This window comes from Metabacillus halosaccharovorans (assembly GCF_002019635.1).
Classification (GTDB): domain Bacteria; phylum Bacillota; class Bacilli; order Bacillales; family Bacillaceae; genus Metabacillus; species Metabacillus halosaccharovorans.
In genome coordinates, this window is record NZ_KV917372.1 from 1,486,218 (window position 1) to 1,507,693 (window position 21,476).

At 35.7% G+C, this 21,476-nt stretch carries 18 protein-coding genes; 4 read left to right on the plus strand and 14 right to left on the minus strand.

Going from position 1 to position 21,476, the window contains the following annotated elements; translation table 11 throughout:
• Positions 1 to 3 precede the first annotated feature (3 nt).
• The 7 genes from BK577_RS21545 to BK577_RS21575 all read right to left on the minus strand — a co-directional run bounded on the left by BK577_RS21545 (position 4) and on the right by BK577_RS21575 (position 8,252).
• Complete coding sequence (locus tag BK577_RS21545) at positions 4 to 828, minus strand: carbohydrate ABC transporter permease (RefSeq protein ID WP_078434823.1); 825 nt, start codon at positions 826 to 828, stop codon at positions 4 to 6.
• The gene (locus tag BK577_RS21550) at positions 825 to 1,769 is read right to left on the minus strand and encodes a carbohydrate ABC transporter permease (RefSeq protein WP_078434824.1); all 945 of its coding nucleotides are present in this window, start codon (positions 1,767 to 1,769) and stop codon (positions 825 to 827) included. Before BK577_RS21550 ends, BK577_RS21545 begins: the two co-directional genes overlap by 4 nt.
• A gap of 132 nt (positions 1,770 to 1,901) precedes the next feature.
• Positions 1,902 to 3,185 (minus strand): ABC transporter substrate-binding protein, encoded by a 1,284-nt coding sequence (locus tag BK577_RS21555; RefSeq protein ID WP_139367406.1) that lies wholly within the window; start codon positions 3,183 to 3,185, stop codon positions 1,902 to 1,904.
• An 85-nt stretch (positions 3,186 to 3,270) separates the two neighbouring features.
• Complete coding sequence (locus BK577_RS21560; RefSeq protein ID WP_078434825.1) at positions 3,271 to 4,347, minus strand: response regulator transcription factor; 1,077 nt, start codon at positions 4,345 to 4,347, stop codon at positions 3,271 to 3,273.
• Positions 4,325 to 6,103, minus strand: coding sequence for a sensor histidine kinase (locus BK577_RS21565; RefSeq protein ID WP_078434826.1), 1,779 nt, complete (start codon positions 6,101 to 6,103; stop codon positions 4,325 to 4,327). The genes BK577_RS21560 and BK577_RS21565 overlap by 23 nt, the downstream gene beginning before the upstream one ends.
• Before the next feature lie 208 nt (positions 6,104 to 6,311).
• Positions 6,312 to 7,238 (minus strand): aldo/keto reductase, encoded by a 927-nt coding sequence (locus BK577_RS21570; protein WP_078434827.1) that lies wholly within the window; start codon positions 7,236 to 7,238, stop codon positions 6,312 to 6,314.
• Between the two features lie 18 nt (positions 7,239 to 7,256).
• Positions 7,257 to 8,252: a Gfo/Idh/MocA family protein gene (locus BK577_RS21575; RefSeq protein ID WP_078434828.1), complete on the minus strand. Its 996-nt coding sequence runs from the start codon at positions 8,250 to 8,252 to the stop codon at positions 7,257 to 7,259.
• Between the two features lie 122 nt (positions 8,253 to 8,374).
• Between BK577_RS21575 and BK577_RS21580 the strand changes: the two genes are divergently transcribed.
• A complete protein-coding gene (locus tag BK577_RS21580) occupies positions 8,375 to 9,223 on the plus strand; it encodes an AraC family transcriptional regulator (RefSeq protein WP_078434829.1) in 849 nt (282 codons plus the stop codon).
• A 27-nt stretch (positions 9,224 to 9,250) separates the two neighbouring features.
• Here the strand turns inward: BK577_RS21580 and BK577_RS21585 are convergent, their stop codons facing one another.
• Both BK577_RS21585 and BK577_RS21590 read right to left on the minus strand, forming a co-directional pair.
• Positions 9,251 to 10,480, minus strand: coding sequence for a Bcr/CflA family efflux MFS transporter (locus tag BK577_RS21585; protein ID WP_078435355.1), 1,230 nt, complete (start codon positions 10,478 to 10,480; stop codon positions 9,251 to 9,253).
• 145 nt (positions 10,481 to 10,625) lie between these two features.
• Positions 10,626 to 10,949, minus strand: a complete 324-nt coding sequence (locus BK577_RS21590) for a hypothetical protein (RefSeq protein ID WP_078434830.1) — start codon at positions 10,947 to 10,949, stop codon at positions 10,626 to 10,628.
• A 310-nt stretch (positions 10,950 to 11,259) separates the two neighbouring features.
• Between BK577_RS21590 and BK577_RS21595 the strand changes: the two genes are divergently transcribed.
• A complete protein-coding gene (locus BK577_RS21595; protein ID WP_078434831.1) occupies positions 11,260 to 12,099 on the plus strand; it encodes a hypothetical protein in 840 nt (279 codons plus the stop codon).
• 230 nt (positions 12,100 to 12,329) lie between these two features.
• Here the strand turns inward: BK577_RS21595 and BK577_RS21600 are convergent, their stop codons facing one another.
• On the minus strand, positions 12,330 to 13,211 hold the full coding sequence (locus BK577_RS21600) for a sugar phosphate isomerase/epimerase family protein (protein ID WP_078434832.1): 882 nt from the start codon (positions 13,209 to 13,211) through the stop codon (positions 12,330 to 12,332).
• A gap of 251 nt (positions 13,212 to 13,462) precedes the next feature.
• On the opposite strand from BK577_RS21600, the gene BK577_RS21605 reads away from it, so the two are divergent.
• Both BK577_RS21605 and BK577_RS21610 read left to right on the plus strand, forming a co-directional pair.
• Entirely contained in the window at positions 13,463 to 14,332 is an 870-nt protein-coding gene (locus BK577_RS21605; RefSeq protein WP_078434833.1) for an AraC family transcriptional regulator, read from the plus strand.
• 134 nt (positions 14,333 to 14,466) lie between these two features.
• Positions 14,467 to 15,792, plus strand: coding sequence for a prolyl oligopeptidase family serine peptidase (locus tag BK577_RS21610; RefSeq protein WP_078434834.1), 1,326 nt, complete (start codon positions 14,467 to 14,469; stop codon positions 15,790 to 15,792).
• A gap of 47 nt (positions 15,793 to 15,839) precedes the next feature.
• Here BK577_RS21610 and BK577_RS21615 read toward each other — a convergent pair whose 3' ends face one another.
• The 4 genes from BK577_RS21615 to uxaC all read right to left on the minus strand — a co-directional run bounded on the left by BK577_RS21615 (position 15,840) and on the right by uxaC (position 21,364).
• Positions 15,840 to 17,330, minus strand: a complete 1,491-nt coding sequence (locus BK577_RS21615; protein ID WP_078434835.1) for a UxaA family hydrolase — start codon at positions 17,328 to 17,330, stop codon at positions 15,840 to 15,842.
• The gene (locus BK577_RS21620; protein ID WP_218970499.1) at positions 17,314 to 18,789 is read right to left on the minus strand and encodes a tagaturonate reductase; all 1,476 of its coding nucleotides are present in this window, start codon (positions 18,787 to 18,789) and stop codon (positions 17,314 to 17,316) included. Before BK577_RS21620 ends, BK577_RS21615 begins: the two co-directional genes overlap by 17 nt.
• Positions 18,790 to 18,860: 71 nt before the next feature.
• The gene (locus tag BK577_RS21625; protein WP_078434837.1) at positions 18,861 to 19,871 is read right to left on the minus strand and encodes a LacI family DNA-binding transcriptional regulator; all 1,011 of its coding nucleotides are present in this window, start codon (positions 19,869 to 19,871) and stop codon (positions 18,861 to 18,863) included.
• A gap of 47 nt (positions 19,872 to 19,918) precedes the next feature.
• On the minus strand, positions 19,919 to 21,364 hold the full coding sequence (gene uxaC, locus BK577_RS21630) for a glucuronate isomerase (RefSeq protein ID WP_078435356.1): 1,446 nt from the start codon (positions 21,362 to 21,364) through the stop codon (positions 19,919 to 19,921).
• Positions 21,365 to 21,476 lie beyond the last annotated feature (112 nt).

A 21,476-nucleotide genomic window follows, 5' to 3' on the forward strand; every position in this document is an offset into this window, starting at 1 on the left:
ACCTTACTTAATAGCTCCATCGGCAATCCCCTCGAGGATATATTTTTGGAAAAACGCATAGAACACAACAACCGGTAGAGCTGTTAAAACTAATGCAGCTAAAATTTTTGGCCAGTCTGCCACATATTGCCCAAATAACATATTGATCGAAAGCATAAGTGTATAATTATTTACATCTGTTAACATGATTAACGGTAATAAGAAGTCATTCCAAAGCCATAAAACATTTAATACTAAGATTGTAGCTGTAATTGGCTTCAGCAACGGAAAAATGATTCGAACAAAGATTTGAATATCATTACAACCATCTATTTTTGCTGCCTCTTCCAACTCTCTTGGTATCGATTTCACAAATCCATGATAGAGGAAGACCGCCATATTTACTCCTAGTCCGATATAAATTAACCCAAGACCTGATAGGGACCCTTGTAATCCTAACCCTTTTGCCATTTGACTCAGCGTAATCATGATGGAGTGAAACGGAACCAGCATTGATGCAATAAAGAGAGTGAAAATAAGCGCACTTAATTTTCCAGATGTTCTGGCTAACTTGTAACCTGCAAGTGAACCACAAATAACAATTCCTGCCAGACCGATAGCAGTAACAAGTAGTGTGTTTAATGAACTGCTTACTAGATCCAGCTCTGTAAAAACCCCAATATAGTTTTCTAATGAAAAAGAAGTTGGGAACGATAAAACTGAAGTAAAGATCTCTCCTTGCGTTTTAAAAGAATTTATGAACGCCATGTAAATTGGAAAAAAAGAAATAATCGCAAAGACTGTCAAAATGAAATTGATCATAATGGATGAAGTAAAATTCTTTCTCATGCTTCAACCTCCTTGCGCTTTAGAATACTCACTTGAATAAGGGTAATGAGTAAGACTACCAAAAACAGAATCATTGCTTTTGCGTTTGCATAACCAAAACGGAAGTTATTTGAAAATGCTTCTTCATAAATATTCAACGCCATTACTTGTGTAGATGTACCTGGTCCACCTTGCGTTAGTGCGTATACTACGTCAAATACTTTAAACGCTCCATTTAATGTTAAGAAACAGCAAATTGTAATCGCATGCATAATCATTGGAATGACAACATGTCTAAGACGTTGGAACACATTTGCACCGTCAATCATCGATGCTTCTTTTAATTGCTTAGGCACCCCTTGAAGTGCAGCCATGTAAATAACCATCATATAGCCAATTCCTTGCCATAAAGAAACGATTAAGATCGAGTAGAACGAAACCTTTGGATCACCAATCCAAGACTGATCTAGTATAGAGAAAATAGCTTTCTTCGATAATTCCGGGAATACATTTGTAAAGATAAAAGAAAACATTAATGAACTAATAATTAAACTAATCATGTTTGGCATAAAGAAGATTGTTCTAAAAAACCCTTTTGATTTCATTCTAGTTTCGATTAATAATGCTAAGGCTAAAGCAACTACATTTTGAATGACAAACACAAAGATGGTGTATTTTAATGTAAACCAAAATGAGTTTCTAAAAGCTGAATCATCTCTGAATGCTTCAATATAATTGCTAAAACCTACAAAATTATAGGTTTTATTTAATCCATTCCAATCTGTAAAACTATAAATACCAGCCCCTACTGTAGGGATTAAAAGGAATAGGATATAAAAGATAAATGCAGGTAAAACAAACAAGATTAATCGTAAGTGACTGTTCTCTTTCTTTGCCTTTTTCTTAGTAGATGCTACTTCCTTTACAGGACTTTTCAGTTCAGTTACTGCCACATTACTCATTCCTTTCCACTCTAGGGTTCTATTAGAAGATAATGATTAGGGGACATTTTCTTGAAGACTTCCCTCTTACTACCAATCATTTTTATAAAGTTGAAAGACAGTTTTATTAAACTGTCTTTCACTTGTTTAGCACTATTCTTTATTCACCTTGTTATATTCTTCCCAAGCACGATCAAGTCCTGAGATGACATCCTCTTGTGACGCATCATCAGCATAATAGCTTTGGAATAACTTTTCAGATGCCGATTTTACTGCAGACGGAATCGTTGGATCTTGATATACTTTTCCTTCTTCCACATATTTAGAAGAATCTTCTAACCAAGGATAGGTTTCAAAGGTATGAACAGTAGCAAGTGGATTAAATCCTAGGCTTTCATAGAAAGCACTGGAATCCTGTTCATCAAGAATATAGTTTATGAAATCTATTGCTACATCCTTCACTTTACTTTCTTTAGATACAGCTAATGATGTTGATGCACCTAAGTTGATAAGTGTTGCATTTTCATCATCATTAATCGGAAGTGGTGCAACACCAAAGTTAAAGTTTTCGTTCGTTGCTAACATTGACTCAGCCATCCATGGTCCTTGTACCCACATAGCAGCTTGACCGCTGGCAAAAGCAGCTGCTCCTTGGTCTTGTCCTACTTCAAATGGTCGATCGGTTCCATGTGCATGAACAAGATCCATAATGTCAAACATGCCCTTTAAATCTGCAAAAGATCCTTCTCCGGCATTCATTGATTCTAAAAAGCCCTTATTGCTTGTACTTTCAAGGGCACCTACTGTTAATGGCAGGAATAATTGTGGAATATATGAATCTTTATATGCTCTAATAAACGGTGTGATCTCTTTGTCTTCAAGCTCTTTTATAACCGCTTTCATTTCTGTTAACGTTTTAGGTACTTCCAATCCATTTTCTTCAAAGATGTCTTTGTTGTATACAAAGCCCCATTGAAGTGTTTCTAGAGGTACAGCTAATACTCGATCTTCTCTGGAAACCATCGGTTTTACAGTATCATATAATTTCTCTACAAAAGGCTCTCCGGAAAGATCTTCTAAGTAACCAGCTTTGTCATAAACCGGGATATCATTAATAGCATGAATTCCGAAAACATCTGGACTATCTCCTGAAGCAAGTCTAGTTTTTAATAATTGATCCGCTTCATTTACACTTGGAAGCTCTAACTTAACTGTTACATCTCGCCCTTTTTCTTCTTTTTGCTTCGCTACGAATTGATCGATATATGTTTCATATTGCTCTTTAAATCTCGGCTGTCCAATAAATACTTTTAGTTCAACTTTTTCTGAACTTCCTCCTTCACCATCTCCGGAGGAACTTCTTCCACCAGCATTACAGCCAGCTAGAATTCCTAAAAATAAAACTGTTGCGATTATAATTGTAAGCGCTCTTTTCATTTTCAACTCCCCTTTCATGCTTCTATCATAATCTCTTTTTCTTCTATAAAAAATTGAAAATATTAACGCTTACATTTGGACTATTTTAAGTTTTCCGAATTGTTCCCGGAGAACATCCATAAAACTTTTTAAACACTCGATAAAAATAAGATACATCCTCATACCCTACCATTTCCGCAATTGTTTTATATTGAAGTGTTGTAGTTATAACTAGCTCTTTTGCTTTTTCCATACGGGAGGCAATAATATATTCTGTCACATTACATCCATATTTCTTTTTGAAAGACGTTGTTAGATACTCTTTGCTTACATAGAATTTCCTGGCAATTACTTCTAGTGAAATATGCTGTGATGAAGAATATTCGTCAAGATACTGTTTAATTTCTTCCAAGTTAATTTTCGTCTTTTGTTTTCTTATCTCGTCTACTCTACTTATGATTTTTTCGCCTATGCTCATTTGTCTCATTAATTCATTATCCAATGATTGATTGTCACAATACTTTATATCATTCCAGTGTAATCCGATATCTTCAAGGCTTACCTTATGCTCCTTCAATGCTTCTTCAAGTGACACTAGAAACACCTGATGAAGATACACAGTCAAAGATGGATCATTCTTTATTTCATCATGTAACTTTTCGAGAAACTGATGAATACTGGTTGATAGTTGGTTTGCATTTAATTCTTTTAACGAAAAGGCTGCAGTCTGACGAAAGGTTTCAATTAATTCCAATACTTCAGGTTGTTTTGGCATATAAAATTGATAACCTGGTTGCTGCTGCTCTATTTTCTTTTTTTCTATTAATGCTTTTTTCAATGCTTCATTTAATTCTGTTTCATCTACAGGCTTTGGTAAGTATTCAATTACCCCTGTTTTAATAGCCTGTCTCGTATACATGAAATCCTGATAGCCACTTAAGACAATTGTTGGAATATCATCGAACTTTTTTTCAATGATCTCTAATAACCCAATTCCATCTATACCAGGCATTTTCATATCAGTCATAATAAAGTCAGGTTTTTCCGAGATGATTTTGTTTATAGCTTCCTCCCCATTTGTAGCTTCAACCAGTTTTGTGATCCCTAAGGAATCTATATCAATTAAAGCCTTGACTGTTTCTCTTGTCCACGTTTCATCATCAACAACTAACAATGTCGTCATTCTTATAATCACTTCCTTCTTGAAATGGCAGCCTGATCATTACCTTTGTAAATTCAGCTTGTTGACTCATTATCTCAACTCCATATTCACGACCGAAATACAGCTTAATTCTTGTATCAACATTTTTCAATCCAATGCTTCGATTATATAAATAACTATCCGTTGATAATTTACTTTTGACTTGTTGAAGTACTTCTTCCGACATTCCCATGCCATTGTCTTCGATAATTATTTCAATTTCATCAAACACTTTTTGTATGTCAATCTTTAAAATCCCTTTTTCAATTTGAGTCTCAAATCCATGTTTAAAGGAATTTTCAATAATTGGCTGTAGAGATAATAAAGGAATAATTGCGTCCTTAACTTGCTCATCAACAAATAATTCGATTGATATATTTTTACCAAAACGAACTTTTTGGATATACAAATAGTTTTGTAAATGTTGTACTTCTTCCCATACAAAAACAAGATCTCCTCGTTTATTCGTTATATACCTGAACATACTACCTAATCTTTGAATCATTTCATATATTTCTCTAGCACCCTTTTTTAAAGCCATTCCTGAAATTACTTGAAGAGTATTATATAGAAAGTGGGGATTTATTTGTGATTGTAATGCAAGAAACTGAGCATCTCGATTTTCCATCTCACGTTTATAGTCTTTTTCAATTAAATCCCTGATTCGATCAATCATCTCCTTAAATTTTCGTTGAAGAATCCCTATTTCATCTGTACGTTTTGAATCAATTTTAACGTTAAAATTAGTTTCTTCCACAAGCTCCATTTTCTTAGAAAGCAACACAATTGGTTTTGCAACTTGATTCGAAATGATGATGGATAAAATAACTGTTACACAAATTGAAATGATGAGAATTAATAATCCTGTTTGTTTAATATGTTTAGAACCAATCAACATCACCTCTTCTGGAACAACCTTTACTAACACAATTTGTTCGTCCATCATTTCCTGAAAAAAATAGTAATCTTGATTAAGAGAAAAATAATTTATTTCATGCTGTTGTTTAAAATTAGCAGAAAGATCTTTTGGGGCAGCTTCATTATTTTCATCTAGGGCAAAAAGCAGGTTTCCATTTGAATCGGCCAACATAATCGATTCTTCCTCATTACTTCGAAGGTTTTCTGCAATATGTGCGATAAAATCAAACGAAACGTTTAAATCTATTCTTCCTACTAGTTTTTGATCTTCAAAACGATAAATATTTCGACTAAAGGTAAAAGTACCTGTAGTAGAATTGACGGAAAACATGGAATCCTTCCCAGTTCGTTGAAGAGCAGTTCCAATCATATTTGTTACGAAAAACTCTCTTCGTTCTACCTTATATGAGCGTTTATCATCATATGAAGTTAATGAAACAGAGAGGATGTTTTCATTCGCATTATATAGAGCAAATAATTTATCCTGTATATAAGATTGTGTATTAAATGAATTTGTCGTTGTTATATTATCAATAGTTGTTATACTCGGTACCAACTTTTCATCCACAAGTGCTGAAAACAAAAAATTATCAAACCAGGTAAGCTGTTCTTCAATATAGCTTTGTGAGAGCTCCATTCGAGATAGATTTGATGTTATTTCAGAAGATTGTACAGCACCTCTGGAAATATGGGTTGACACTAACATAAAAATCAATAGAGGAACCATCATAATAAGTAGCAGAGTAGCCATAAGTTTTCTTTGCATGCTTTCAAGGAAGTACTTATTTACGAAATCTTTTATTTTTCCAGACACTATCATGTTTATTCCTCCAAAGGTTAAAAAAGCGGTTTCATATATTGGTTTATTTTAAAGATAAATCAGAAGATCTACAATATCATTTTTGATTGAAAAGCTATTTTTCACTAGTTATTTTCAAATACAAAAAGGCTTAAACCCCTTATATAAAGGAATTTAAGCCATAAGAATAGAAAAATTTTATATATCTAGTCTAGCAATATATTTCTTTTTATACATTCTCCAACCAATTAAGTTCTTCTTCTGTAAGTTCAATTAATGACCCTTCATAACAAGATTGTAACTCCTGTTCATTTTGTGCTCCAATCAACGCACAAGCAGGAAACGGTTGATTAAGAACATATGCAAGTGCGATTTGAATTGTCGTCACACCTTTATCATTAGCTAATTGTTCTGCACGACGCAGGCGTTCCCAATTGGCATCACTATAGAAAACGCGCACAATGTCACTGTCACTTCTGTCTTCTGGTGAGAAACGTCCTGTAAAGAAGCCTCTTGCTTGAGATGACCATGACATAAGTGGAAATTGGTGCTCTTTATGCCATGCAAGGTCAGACGAATCAGCTGACACACAACCTGCCCAGAATGGCTCATTAGCTTTTGCCAAACTTAGGTTTGGACTGCTAAAGGTAAAGCCAACAAGTCCATTATTAGCAGCATATTCATTAGCTTCCTGTAATCTTTGTACAGTCCAGTTTGAACCTCCAATAGCCTTAATTCGGCCGGCTTTAATGTGCTCATTTAATATTTCTATTATTTCACTTACTGGCACAGTTGGATCATCACGATGTAGAGCATACAAGTCAACATAATCTGTTTGTAATCGATCTAAGCTTTCATATAAATCCTTGGAGATTGCTTCAGCATTAACGCGAGGACCTGTTTGATCGTGATGAGCGCCTTTTGTAAGAATCACCATATCCTCTCGATTGTTTCGTTCTTTCAACCACATACCAATCGCTACTTCACTCTCTCCGCCACAATAGATATGAGCTGTATCAATCGTATTTCCACCGATCGCTACATAACGGTCTAGAACATTACACACTTTCTCATAAACACTAGGTTTAAAATAATCGGAACCTTGAATTAAGTTAGTAACTTGCTTTTCTAAGCCTGGAATCGTAATTGTTTTCACCGTAAACCCTCCTAGATTTTATAATTCAACGCGACGACGCTCTTTTGCTGATGTTAAACAAGCATCAAGAACTTTCATATTTAAAACAGCATCTGTTGCCGGATATGGTAACTCCTCACCATTTCGAATGCTTCTTCCTAAAGCATCTGCCTGTAAAGCGTATTGATTAAGGTATGGAACCTCTACCTCTCTTTTTCCATCATTCGTATGAACAATAAAATGATCCTGCTCATTTTGATGTGCAACAAATGCAGACGGAACTTCAATACGGCCCTCTGTTCCAACAATTTCAAGTTCATTTCGAAAGGCTGCCCACATGCCGCAATCAAATGTTAATGCTACACCATTTTCAAATTCAAGTAGTCCGGAAGCCATCATATCAACGTCATCATGCTGTTCAGAGAAAAGACCGTGAACTGTTGCGGCCTGTGGCTCTTGATTTAATATCATTCTTGCCGCACTAATTGGGTAAACACCGACATCGTATAAGGATCCTCCTCCCCATTCTTTTTTGTAGCGGACATTTTCAGAATCCTTCGCATTATTAAATGTAAATGTAGCGTGAATACCGCGTACTTCACCGATTTCACCTGATTGGATGATGTCACGAATCAGATCATAACGAGGATGATAACGATACATAAATGCTTCAGCAAATACGACACCGGCTCTTTGACACGCTTCTGCCATTTCTTCTGCATCGTTTGCATTTATCGCCACAGGTTTTTCACATAACACATGCTTGCCTGCTTCTGCTGCACGTATTGTCCATTCTTTATGTAAGTGATTAGGAAGCGGGATGTAAACGGCTTCAATTTCTGGATCTGCAAGTAACTCTTCATAGCTTCCATACGCTTTCGGTATATGTAGTTGTTTAGCTGATTCCTCTGCCTTTTCTATCCCTCTACTCGCAATGGCTGCAACCTCACCAGTTTCTGATGCTTTAATCCCCGGGATGACCGAACCCTTCGCAATATTTGCACTACCAATAATTCCCCAACGTATTTTTTCCACGTTCTTCACTCCTTCAAGAAAGCTTAATACTATATTGTCATTATATGAAACTACACATAAAATAAAAATAGAAACTTTTTGCCCTTAATATGAAACAATATTGCGATGAAAGAGTGATGCATATGTCAAGACAATATCTGCTTCCAACCTTACAAAACCACGAATTTATGATTCTTCCAGAATCAATAGGCTGGTACTGGGAGGAACCTGAACATGAGGTAGACCGAAAAGTGGGTACCTTAAATAACTTCAGTATTCATTTTGTTTTATCCGGAACGGGATTTGTGGAGATAGATGGAAAACAATTTACACTTAAGCGTGGTGATGCCTTTTTATATTTTCCTATGCAGGAGCAAAGATATTATAGTTGCAAGGAGGATCCGTGGAATATTCGCTGGGCACATTTTTATGGCAATATCTTAAATTCCTTTTTATCTGAGCAAGGATTTGATCAGCATTCAATATGGACAATTAAACAATTAGCACCTCTTGAAAAAGCGCATGAACAGTTATTACATGAAGCTGAACAGAACAGTTTTTTGCATCTATTACAGCTCTCCACTCTTACATATACATTTTTAATGGAATTTATTACAAATGCGTCACCAAAATCGTCAGAACGTCGACCAGAATTAGATGATCGGATTCAAACATTATTACCTAGTATGCAAAGAAGAGCATGTGAACCCTTCGAACTTGATTACTGGGCCGACCAAATAGGTGTCAGTACCTATTATTTTTGCAGATTATTTAAACGTGCAACCCAAATGACACCCATGCAATTTATCACACTTTGCCGTCTGCAATTGAGCAAACAATGGCTAATGGACAAAAAAGAAATGACGATAAAAGAAATTGCCATAAAAGCGGGGTATCCAAGCATTAGCTATTTTAATAAGCGGTTTTTAGAACAGGAAGGGATGACTCCTACGGAATATAGGATGCTGTATGACAGCAGGCAGGATCGGTAGTAGTATAGGACAAAAAAATCGGAGACATTATGTCCCCGATTCTGCTTTTAAATCTAATACTTTATCTCTTTGTTTTGTTAATGTAAAGAACGCAATTGCTCCAATCAGTGAGGTAAGAAATAAAGTCGCTCCCATCGGTACTGCGGTTGTTTCATCTATACCTACCAGAGGTGATACAAATGATCCAAGTAAAAGTGGCAGCAAGCCTAACAAAGCACTTGCACTCCCCGCTCGATGTCCCTGCTTTTCCATCGCCAGTGTAAAGGAGCTTGTCAAAATCATGCCCATTGACGTCATATAAATGAAAATCGGGATTACAAGTGTTGCAAGAGGTCCTTTAATGATTGTCATGATCAACAGTATAGTTGTTGCACTTACTGCAGTGATGACTGCGACACGAAGCAATCGTTTTTCATCAAAAATCCCGCTTAATCGTCCGATCATGAAGCTGCCGGAAATGATTGCTAACCCGTTTATCCCAAATAAAATACTAAATGCCTGTGGAGAAACACCATATATCCCTTGATACACAAACGGTGTACCTGACACATAAGCAAAGCTGCCACCATGTATTAATCCCACTGTTAAGGCGTATCCAATAAATGAACGATCTCTAATTAAATCCCTCATCGTACGTATTGAATGACCCACAGTGCTGGGAATGCGTTTTTCGGCTGGTAACGTTTCTGGCAATCTTAAAGAAATGATTGTCACGATGATCATACCAAGTAAACTTAAAAAATAGAAAATCGTATGCCAGCTTGCAAACGGTAATAACAAAATAGCACCACCAGCGATCGGTGCCATCATTGGAGCCGTTGCATTAATAACCATTAATAAAGCAAAAAATTTTGTTAACTCTTTTCCACTAAAGACATCTCTTACAACAGCACGTGAAAGAACAACACCTGCAGAAGCTGTAAGACCCTGCAAGAAACGAGCAATTACCAATACAATAATATTTGGTGCCAATGCACAAAAAAGTGATGATAGTGCAAATAACGAAAGGGAAATAACTAAAGGCTTCCGTCTCCCTTTTGCATCACTAATTGGACCAACAATTACTTGACCAACGGCAAGACCAATTAAACAAGTTGTTAAACTAAGTTGTACAAGCGAAGCACGAGCTCCCAGATCATTTGCAATATCCGGAAAACTGGGCAAATACATATCGATATTAAGCGGGCCCAATATTCCTAATGAACTTAATAGAAAAGCTAATGCCAATCGCTCTTTTCCTGTTGGATTATGTAGCATAAAGCTTATTACACCTCTCATCATTCCATTTCCTTTATCCATCCTACACCTTTTGTAAAAAGATTGGAAGCAAAAGAAAAACTTTAATTCTTTTAGTAAGAGATCAAAACTCTATCTCAAATAATTAAAGTTGGTATAGCAACCATCAACAGAACGGTTCTTTAATAATGTTAAGAATACATTCAGGCTTTGTATAAACGTTAAAGAAGTTCACCTTGTATTTATTGAGCAAATAGCTCATATCTAAGAAATCTTTTGAATGACTATATAAAATTATTGGAACATGCCCAGAAAATCTTCTAAGGCAATCCTCCAAATCATCTATTTCTGTATCAACAAGCAAAACTACTTTTTTATCCACATCGATTTCTTCAGGTTTAATAATGTTAAGATCAGGATCTGTTTTTACCAGCAAGCTCAGACTTTTTTGAATATGTTGATTACCGGATATAATGGCAACATTAATCATGATATGATCCCTCCTTATCTTTAACTATACATGAAAAGAGAAAATTCCCATTCATGTAAAAGAATGATTTTTTCCATGTTTTTCTCAGACTAAGGTCGTAGATAGTTTATAGGTTGTTTACTGTGATAAATCCTTGTCTTTGATATTCAAAAAAAAAGATTTGTATGAAACACTTCCCTCTTAATATTCCTTCCTACTTTTTTCATGTAAGTAGTGCAAAAACCTTCAATTTAAGATATCTTTATAGTAACGACCATTTCTACCATTTTCCTTCAACATAGTAGAGAGCATGAAAAGAGGGGTGTATGTTTTGGATATAAAAGAAGCTTATAAACTATTGGAAATTCCAGAAGACTCGACAATGGATGAGGTTGAGAAGCAATATATGACCTGGATTAAAAGGGACCGATCATATCAAAGTGTACCGAATGCTGACAAACCTTTCGATATGTCCCAAATAACTGATGCCTATAATACTATTAAACACATTAATGTATACGGTTCCAATCCTGAAGAAGAAAACAAGTCGTTTAAGAATAAGCTGCAGCACTTTCTTTATTATCATAAATTACACATTGCTGGAGCTATCATATTACTAATTTTAGTTGGATCAATTATCCAAACGCTTGTCAGCAATCATCAAGAGAAAAAAGAGTTAGCCAGTCTTCCGCCTGAGGACCTGGGCATTATGCTTTACGGAGATTATTTTTTACTTGGAAGTGATGTGAACCCTGTCTCAGAAAATGTCCTCTCTCTTTTTCCTTCATGGGAAAGAGTCATAACAAACTCTAATTATGCACCAACAGAAATAAACGACACGATGGATGCTGGGAATCAACAAAAGAGTGTGATTACCCTCATGTCAGACCAATCGGATGTGTATATTGTTGGCGAGGAAAACTTCGAACAGCTTATGCAGTTGGAAATCTTCCAGCCACTTGAGCCTTCTATTAAAGATCAGGTAGTAGAAGATCAACTTGTGTATGGAAAATCCCCAGCAGATGAATCAGAACAAATTTATGGGATCGTGATCAATGATCATTCCCTATTTGAAGGGCTAGAGGTAAAAGACAGTAAAAGGATTGCTGCTATTCGAGTAGATTCTAAAAATAAGGATAATGCTTTGAAGTTTATCACAAAGTTGCAATAATAATGTAAAACGGAGAGCCTTTTAATTCTAGGCTTTCCCTTTTTAATTAGTGCAAAGTTATTGTCGAGAGTCACGTACACTAGAACATGAAATTTTAAGCTCCATAAATAAATGAAAAACCACTACACTTTTAAAGCACAAAAAAGAGACCTATAAAAGATCTCAATTTACGTAACAACTAATGCCTGTTCCTGGTTTCACTAAAGGGTCTGTATGTAGTTCACTCCTTATTATTCAGCTTTTGTAAACTCTTGAACATACTTCTCCATCACCTTTAAATCACTTGCTATACTTTCAAACTTATTACCAATAGTACCTTCATTTTCAACAATAGCATATCGAATTGTTCCCAAATCATGAATCTTTTGATATGTACTCTCAAAATCGACGATGCCTGTTCCAAGATTAACGAAATCAGTTGGCTGTACAACTTCACGATAAATTTTCATTGTTTCATTTTGTTCATCTGGATTAACTGCAGAGAATACATTCACAGCGTTAACGTGAGTTCCTAAATCCTTTTGATGAATCATATCACAGCGATTCCCTAATCTTTCAAGAACGCTCATAGGGTCTTGTCCGCCTCTTGTTACCCAAACAAGATCTAGCTCAAATTTAACTGCATTAGGATCTGTGTTTTCTACTAAAATATCAAATAATGTTTTTTCACCAATTTGCCTAAACTCATGTGCATGGTTATGGTAGTAAAAATCTAATCCGGCTGTTTTACATTTTTCAGCGATGATATTTAGTTCTTCCGCTGTTTTAAGTGCTTCATCGCGAGTACTAATGAATGTCATCGGCATAACAATTGACTCACACCCAAGCTCGGCATTTTCTTCAATTATCTTATCCCAGTTTCCATCTACCAAAGCCATACCTGGTGCCACACCTTCATGTGCAGCAAATGCACGTAATCCAAGCTCATCAAATTTCTTTTTTATTGCCTGTAAAGTAAATGTATCTGCAAATCTTTCACCAGTTGAAAAATTAGCAGAAATAAGTTCCACATTTTTATACCCCATTCCTGCGACCTTTTCCAACGTTCCAAAATAATCTTGATTTAATTCTCTAAATACCGAGTATAAGTTAAGTCCAATCGATGTAGTCATCTTAATCCTTCCCCTTTCAATCTTTTGTACATATACTTCCTTACACCTTCGATTATAAAGCGTTTTCAAATTTGTTACTACTGCAAAACTGACTGATTTCTAGTATTATCCTGACTTCTTCCTATCACTTTCATGACTTATATCCAATATAATATATTTTTTATAAACTTTTAACGTTTATCTTTTCTTTCGATAAGGATTAGGATATGATCATAGCTAAAAAACGTAAAGTATTAGGAGGGATTTCTAAAATGGACTACAAATATGAGTTGGTAAAAGCCGATGATGATTTGCCTATTAAAGTCATCCTTCATACCTCTGATGAAGAACTATATATTCCAAGACATTGGCATGAGGATATTGAAATTTCCTATGTCCTTTCAGGGAAAATAGATCAAATTTATACAGATGGCAAAGAATATGAATCAAGTGAAGGAGATATTGTGGTTATAAACTCAAACTCTATTCATTCTTTTTCAGTGACCACAGGTAAAAATCGAAAAGCAGTCACAATCTTTATTAGGTATGAATTCTTGAAAGCAATCTATGAAAATTCTGATCAAATTATGTTTACCTGTAATTCTACTCATGAAAAGGATTCTAGTAAAATAAAAAAATTCAAAAAGCTTCGAACCCTATTAAATGAAATTCTTGTCCATTACTTTAACAAAGAGCATGATCCTCTTGCCCACATTAATTTAACCGGATTAGCATACCAATTAATCTATCAATTACTAAACGACTTCAAAGAAGAGAAAAAAAATAGTCCTACCATTAAAACAAACAAGTATTTAGAACGTTTAACATCGATAACGAATTACATAAAGAAACATTATAATCAGAATCTAGCTATTGATCACCTAGCAGCACAGTTTAATTTATCTTCAGAGTACTTTTCCCGATTTTTTTTCAAACATATCGGTATGACAGTACTCAATTATATTCATACAATACGCCTTGAGAAATCCTATCCGGATTTAATGAATACTGATTTACCAGTCATTCACATTGCCCTAAAGCATGGTTTTCCAAGTGAAAAGTCCTATACAAGAGTGTTTAAGTCTGTTTATTACATGACACCAAGTCAATATCGAAAAATGAATAAAGGGAAAAACGGCTAAAACTCGAGTCAACGAATCAAGAATTAATCAAGAATCGACCTTTTTTAAGCTAGAAAAAGACAGGTCTTCATGAAAAAAGTATATTAAACTATTAATGTAAGCGATTTAACACTTAACCAAAGGAGGTTTTTCAGTTGTTTAACGTTCTGAAAAAGCATGCAAAAACCGCGATGTTAAGTACATTAGTAGCTAGTTCCACACTATTTTTTATGTCGGAAGGAGAAGCAAAAGAATTGAAAACCCAACCAACATCCTACAAAACCATAACAGAAGTTGAAGATTGGGGTGCTGCTATTACGAAGGTTATGATTGATATTGGAAAGCCAATCCCGAAGGATTCAGTAACAACAGACACTTTCGATGTCCATGTATCTAGAAGTGACAGCCGTTTAGTAACACCTTTTTTAGAAGAGGGGTATCGTCATGTTACGAAAGCCTATGTAGCTGATAAAAACGGAAACCCGGTTGTTAAGACTGGAAAATATGTCGTATTAGAAATGCAAATTGGTCCGGAGATTTCTTTAGGTTCTGCGATTAACTACGATTGGGCTGGCTCGGGTTACAATGACTGGAATGAGAATAGCTACACAATTACTCAAAAAGAGGCCATTGAAACACCGGCGGGAACCATTTCAGGTTTAGTTGTAGATACATTTAACGGTGGCGTTAAAGAATTAGTCGATGATTTTTCAACCGGTGAGGCTACATATGATGATATTACACTAACTTATGCGGACTACTCACCTGCAAAAGATAAAGAGAAAAACCCGTTAATCATATGGTTACATGGAGCAGGTGAAGGTGGGACAGACCCGACAATTGCCATTTCCGGAAACAAAGCCGTTAACTTTGCCTCAGATGAAATTCAAACCTATTTTGATGGAGCCTATGTTTTAGCTCCTCAAACACCAACTTTCTGGATGGATGGATTCACAGGATTTGGCGATGGTACTTCAAAATATCAAGATGCGTTAATGTCGTTAATCAAAGAGTATGTAGCGAAAAACAAAGACATAGATCCTGACAGAATCTACATCGGCGGAGATTCAAACGGTGGATATATGACCATGCTGATGATACGAGATTATACGGATTATTTTGCCGCTGCTTTTCCAACCTGTGAGGCACTAAATGACTCACTCATTACAGACTCGGACATTGATACGATGAAAGACCTGCCTATATGGTTTATTCATGCAAAAACAGATGATGTAGTCCCTGCAAATCAATTTGTTGTTCCAACCTATAACCGGTTAATCGAAGCGGGAGCAGAAGATGTTCATCTCTCCTTATTTGATAACGTCATTGATACTTCCGGATTATACAAAAAAGAGGATGGCACACCATACGAGTATCATGGACACTGGTCATGGATTTATGTTTATAACAATGATGTAGAAAAAACGATTGATGGTAAGACGATTACTCTTATGGAATGGTTATCTTCAAAAAGTAAATAGAAATACAAATAAAAGCTTCAATCCTTACTAGGATTGAAGCTTTTATGCTATAAGGTTACACCTGTTTTAAAAATACCAATTTCTCTAAAATGATTTTTCTCATTATTAACCTTTTCCCCACTCGCGATCTTGATAACATATGAAATAAAATCTTCAAGAAGCTCTTCCTGTGATTGACCATCAATTAGAGTTCCAGCATTAAAATCAATCCAGTGCGGTTTAGTTTCATATATTTGTGTGTTAGTTGAGATCTTAATCGTAGGGACAAATGTGCCTAAAGGTGTTCCTCTTCCGGTGGTGAACAGGACCAATTGACATCCGGCTGCAGCTAAGGTTGATGAAGCTACCAAGTCATTTCCTGGAGCACTTAGAAGGTTTAGTCCCTTCGATTTTAGTGTTTCTCCATATTTTAATACATCCACAACTTGAGATGTTCCTGCTTTTTGTGTGCAACCTAGTGATTTATCTTCAAGTGTTGTGATACCACCCGCTTTGTTTCCTGGTGATGGATTTTCATAAACCGGCTGATCATGACGTTCAAAGTATCGTTTAAAATCATTAATCAGGTCAACAATTTGTTGAAAGACTTCCTCATCTTTCGCTCTCTCCATTAATATTTCTTCTGCCCCAAACATTTCCGGTACTTCAGTTAAGACTGTCGTCCCACCTTGTGCAACTAAATAATCGGAAAACTGCCCTAATAATGGGTTGGCTGTAATACCTGAAAAACCATCTGAGCCGCCACATTTTAGTCCAATTTTTAATTCTGATAATGGAAGGTCTTCCCGGCGATCATCTTTTGCATTTTCAAAAATTTCTAGCAAAAGCTTAACTCCTTCTTCTACCTCATCCATGACATCCTGTGAACTTAGAAACTTTACCCGATTAGTATCAAAATCTCCTAGAGAATCTTTAAATTCATTAATCTCGTTGTTTTCACAGCCTAACCCTAATACTAACACTCCGCCTGCATTTGGATGGTTAACAGCATTACCTAAAATGGTTCTTGTATTTACATGATCATCTCCAAGCTGAGAACAACCGTAATTATGTTTTAGAACTTGAATATGTTCAAATGGAGCTATATCCCCGACTTTCTCTTGAAATACCCGAATCATTTGATCGGCGATTCCATTCACACATCCTACAGTCGGAACAATCCAAAGCTCATTACGAATCCCAACCCTCCCATCTTTTCTTTTAAAACCTTTAAATGTTGTTGTGTTTTTTAGTGTGTGTTCTGATTGAAACTTTGGCTTGTATTCATATTCCTCGACACCTGACAAGTTTGTTTTTGTATTATGGGTATGAACCCATTCTCCTGGTTCAATCTGTTGTGTAGCATGCCCAATTGGAAAACCGTATTTTACGATATTTTCACCTTGAGGGATTTCCTTTAGTGCAAATTTATGGCCTTTATTAACTGTTTCTTTTAATTTGATCGTCGTACCCTCAATCTCAAGTAGTTGATCTTGATCAATTTTCCGAATCGCGACTGCCACATTATCTGATTCTTTGATCTTAATAAACGCTTTCATTTTTCTCACCTGTCTTTTGCAAGAATTGTGTTAATGCCTCATTCATTCCATATTGATTTATCGTCCTTAACTGGTTGACAACTGATTCAGTTAACTGGGGAATTTTCGATAAATCAGTGCCCCATAATTTTTTATTTGAAAGAATGGTAGATACAAGTTCTTCCATGTTGTCAGAATATAAAGACCAACAATCATTAAATAAGTTTAATGTAGATTCATCATCAACAAGTGTGATCGACTCATCTCCCCGCTTTCCTTTATAAAAATAAAGCAGTGCACTTAACGAGAAAACAGTCGCTTCAGGCAACCGGCTAAACCTTTCAACATATTCAGAAAGTGTTGGTAATATTCTTGCTTTAAATTTTGAAACTGAGTTTAACGAAATACTAGATAAATAGTGGTGAATAAATGGATTTTTAAATCGATTTATTACATCAGCAGCAAATTGAGAAAGATCTTCTTCCGGGAAAGGTAAGGTTGGAATAATCTCATCATATATCACTTTTTCGACAAATTGCTTTGTTAAATCGCTTGTCACTGCTTCACTTACAGTATTTACTCCACATAAATAAGCAACAGGTGTCATCGCAGTATGGGCACCGTTTAAGATACGGACTTTCTTTAGCCTGTAAGAGCTTAAATCATCTACAACATGTACATTCAAACCTGCCTGAACTGCTGGAAATTCTTCCTTAATGAAAGACGGTCCCTCAATAACAAAAAGATGAAATTGTTCTCCAACTACTATTAATTTATCAATATAGCCCAGCTCAACCGTTTTATCTTGTATGGAATCCTTTGGGTAACCAGGGACGATGCGGTCAACTAATGTATTACAGAACGTATTTGCCTCCTCAACCCATTCAGAGAACCCGGATTCCAGCTTCCAAGCATCCGCATATGCTAACACAATTTTTTTCAGTTCTTTTCCGTTATCTTCGATTAGCTCACATGGAAAGATAATAAATCCTTTATCTTTTTCCCCATGAAAAACCTGATACCGCTCATATAGTAAAGCAGTTAATTTGCCTGGAAAGCTGCTTTGGGGACGATCTGTCAAAAGATCTCCTTCATGAAACTGAATACCTGCCTCTGTCGTATTTGAAATAATAAATCGTAAATCCGGATTTCCTGCTATCTTCAAATACTCATCATATTCGTTGGTAATATTTATACCTCTGCTTATACTGCGAATGATTTCATGTTCACTGACAGGCTGATTTTCTTTGATGCCTTGTAAGTATAACGTGTATAAACCTTCTTGTTCGTTTATTGTATCAACTGCACCTTTTGGGGTTGACTGGACAACAACAACCTGGCCATTAAACATTCCTTTCTTATTCATGACATCTATTTGCCAATCAGTAAATGCACGTAAAAAGTTTCCTGTTCCGAACTGCAATACCTTTTCAGGATATGTTGTGTACTCACTATCTATTTTTTTCGATAACTGCTCCATTTCCATACCTCCCAATTTATGCACACGTTAACATTACTTTTAGGAAAAATAGCTGAGCTACTTTCGCGAGCTCAACTATTACACTTTACATCAGAAACCGAATGTCTCCTTACCAGATTAGTTGTTAGAAAAATTGGTCCATCCTCCTCGTTACCAGCATCCATTACTTGTAACAGTTTTTCAGCCCCAGCTATACTAATTTCTTCAATCGGCCTTTTCACAGTTGTAAGCGCCGGTGAAGTATACTCGGAGAATCCAATATCATCAAACCCTATAATGGATATATCTTCTGGAATCATTAGACCGTATTCATTAATGGCTTTCATGGCACCAATGGCCATATCATCATTTGAACAAAAAACAGCAGTAGGGTAATTATCGAGGGATAATAACTTTTTCATTCCCTCATAACCGCTTTCCATATTATAATTTCCCTTTACCATGTATTCAGATAGAATTGGTAATTGATATTCCATTAAAGCCTTTAAATATCCTTCTTTTCTTTCTTGTGCAGACTTGAAATGTGGAGTTCCTTCAATAATCGCAATATCACGATGTCCATGCTTGATGAATAACTGAATTGCCTCATACACACCTTCTTGGTCATTTGAAAGCACATTCACAACAGAGCGCTCTTCGATTTGTCTGTTTAACACAACCAGCGGTATTTCCTTTTCTATCACATGATAAATAAACGCATTGTCAATATCACTTTGACTCATTAATATAATGCCGTCAAACCGTTTACGGGTGATCATTGAATAATCCTTAATATCCTGGATTCCCTTTATAAATAAGTTATAGTTTTCATCAATGACCGTATTTACACCTTTAATTGTTTCAGATAGAAAACTGGATGATGTCCCATTCGATATGCTCGTGAAAAACAGTCCAATTGTATATGATTTTTGTAAAACCAGGCTTCTTGCATGAACATCAGGCGAATAATGTAATTGATTTGCGATTTGAATGATTTTCTGCTTTGTTTTTTCCTTGATTAGCGGACTATTATTAAGTGCTCTTGACACGGTTGTGTGTGAGACATTTGCAATTTTTGCAATATCCTTGATTGTAACTCCCACTTTTATACCTACTTTCAGGTTCCTTTTCAATTAGGGTATCACAGACATTACCCTCGTACCATCAGTTCCTCAAACTGAAAGTATTCTTTTGCATTATGGTATGAAATTCCTTGAACAATTCGACGAAGTAACTCCTGATCATGTGGTACTTCACCACTTTCTACCCATTCTCCGATCAACATACAAACAAGTCGTCTAAAATATTCATGTCTTGTATAAGATAAAAAGCTTCTGGAATCTGTTAGCATACCAATAAACTGACTGAAAAGCCCTACATTGGCAAGCGCCTTCATTTGATCAAGCATTCCTTCCTTATGATCATTAAACCACCAGGCTGTACCAAATTGGATTTTCCCTTTAATTCCTCCGCCTTGGAAGCTTCCGATAATACTAGCAAGCACCTGATTATCTCTAGGATTCAAAGAATATAGAATGGTTTTAGGTAGTGCATCTTCCTTATCTAGTGCATCAAGCAGCTGAACTAACGGCTTAGCAATAAGATCATCATTCATACAGTCAAACCCTGTATCAGGACCTAATTTCTCCAGCATTCGGGTGTTATTATTTCGCAGGGCATTGATATGTAATTGCATAGCCCAACCTAAGCTTGCATATTTTTTTCCAATGAAAACAAGTGTATATGATTTATATTTCATTTCTTCTTCAATTGTTACTTTTTCTCCTGATAGAGCCTTTGTAAAAATAGCCTTAACTTCTTCTTTATCAGCATTCATAAACATTGCTGTGTCAATCGCATGGTCTGAAACTCTGCCGCCAAGTGAATGGAAGAACTCTATTCTCTCTTCCAATGCCGTTAAAAACTCATCATAACTTGTAATCTCTTTACCTGATACTTCCGACAACTTACTTACCCATCCACAATAGCTATCACGATTTATTTCCAATCCTTTGTCAGGACGGAAGCTTGGTAACACTTGAACATTAAAGTCTTTATCATCTCTTAGCTTTTGATGATATTCCAGGGTATCAGTCGGATCGTCTGTTGTACAAATGACTTCAACATCTGATTTTTTTATTAATTCTCTAACAGAAAACTCTTTCTTATTTAATTGTTCATTTACTTTTTCCCATATCATTGGAGCTGTTTTTTCATTTAATATTTCATAAATACCGAAGAATCGTTGAAGTTCTAAATGTGTCCAATTGTAAAGCGGGTTTCCAATTGTCATTGGTACTGTCTTTGCCCAAGCCAGGAATTTATCATAATCACTTGCTTGGCCAGTAACAAATTCCTCTTCAATTCCATTTGCTCTCATTGCTCTCCATTTATAGTGGTCGCCATATAGCCATGCTTCTGTTATGTTCGAAAACTTTTTATCTTCATAAATTTCCTGTGGACTAAGGTGACAGTGATAGTCAATAATCGGCAAGTCTTTTGCAAATTGATGATATAGTTCTACTGCTACATCATTTGATAATAAAAAATTTTCTCCCATAAACGTACTCAATTGCTTCAGCCCCTTTGGTAACATTTTTGAAAACGTGAACATTTCCTTCTATACTAAATAATGAACCTATTAAAATGTATAGAACTCACCAAATGCACACGTTAACATTTTAACTTATTATAAATCATGCAGGAAA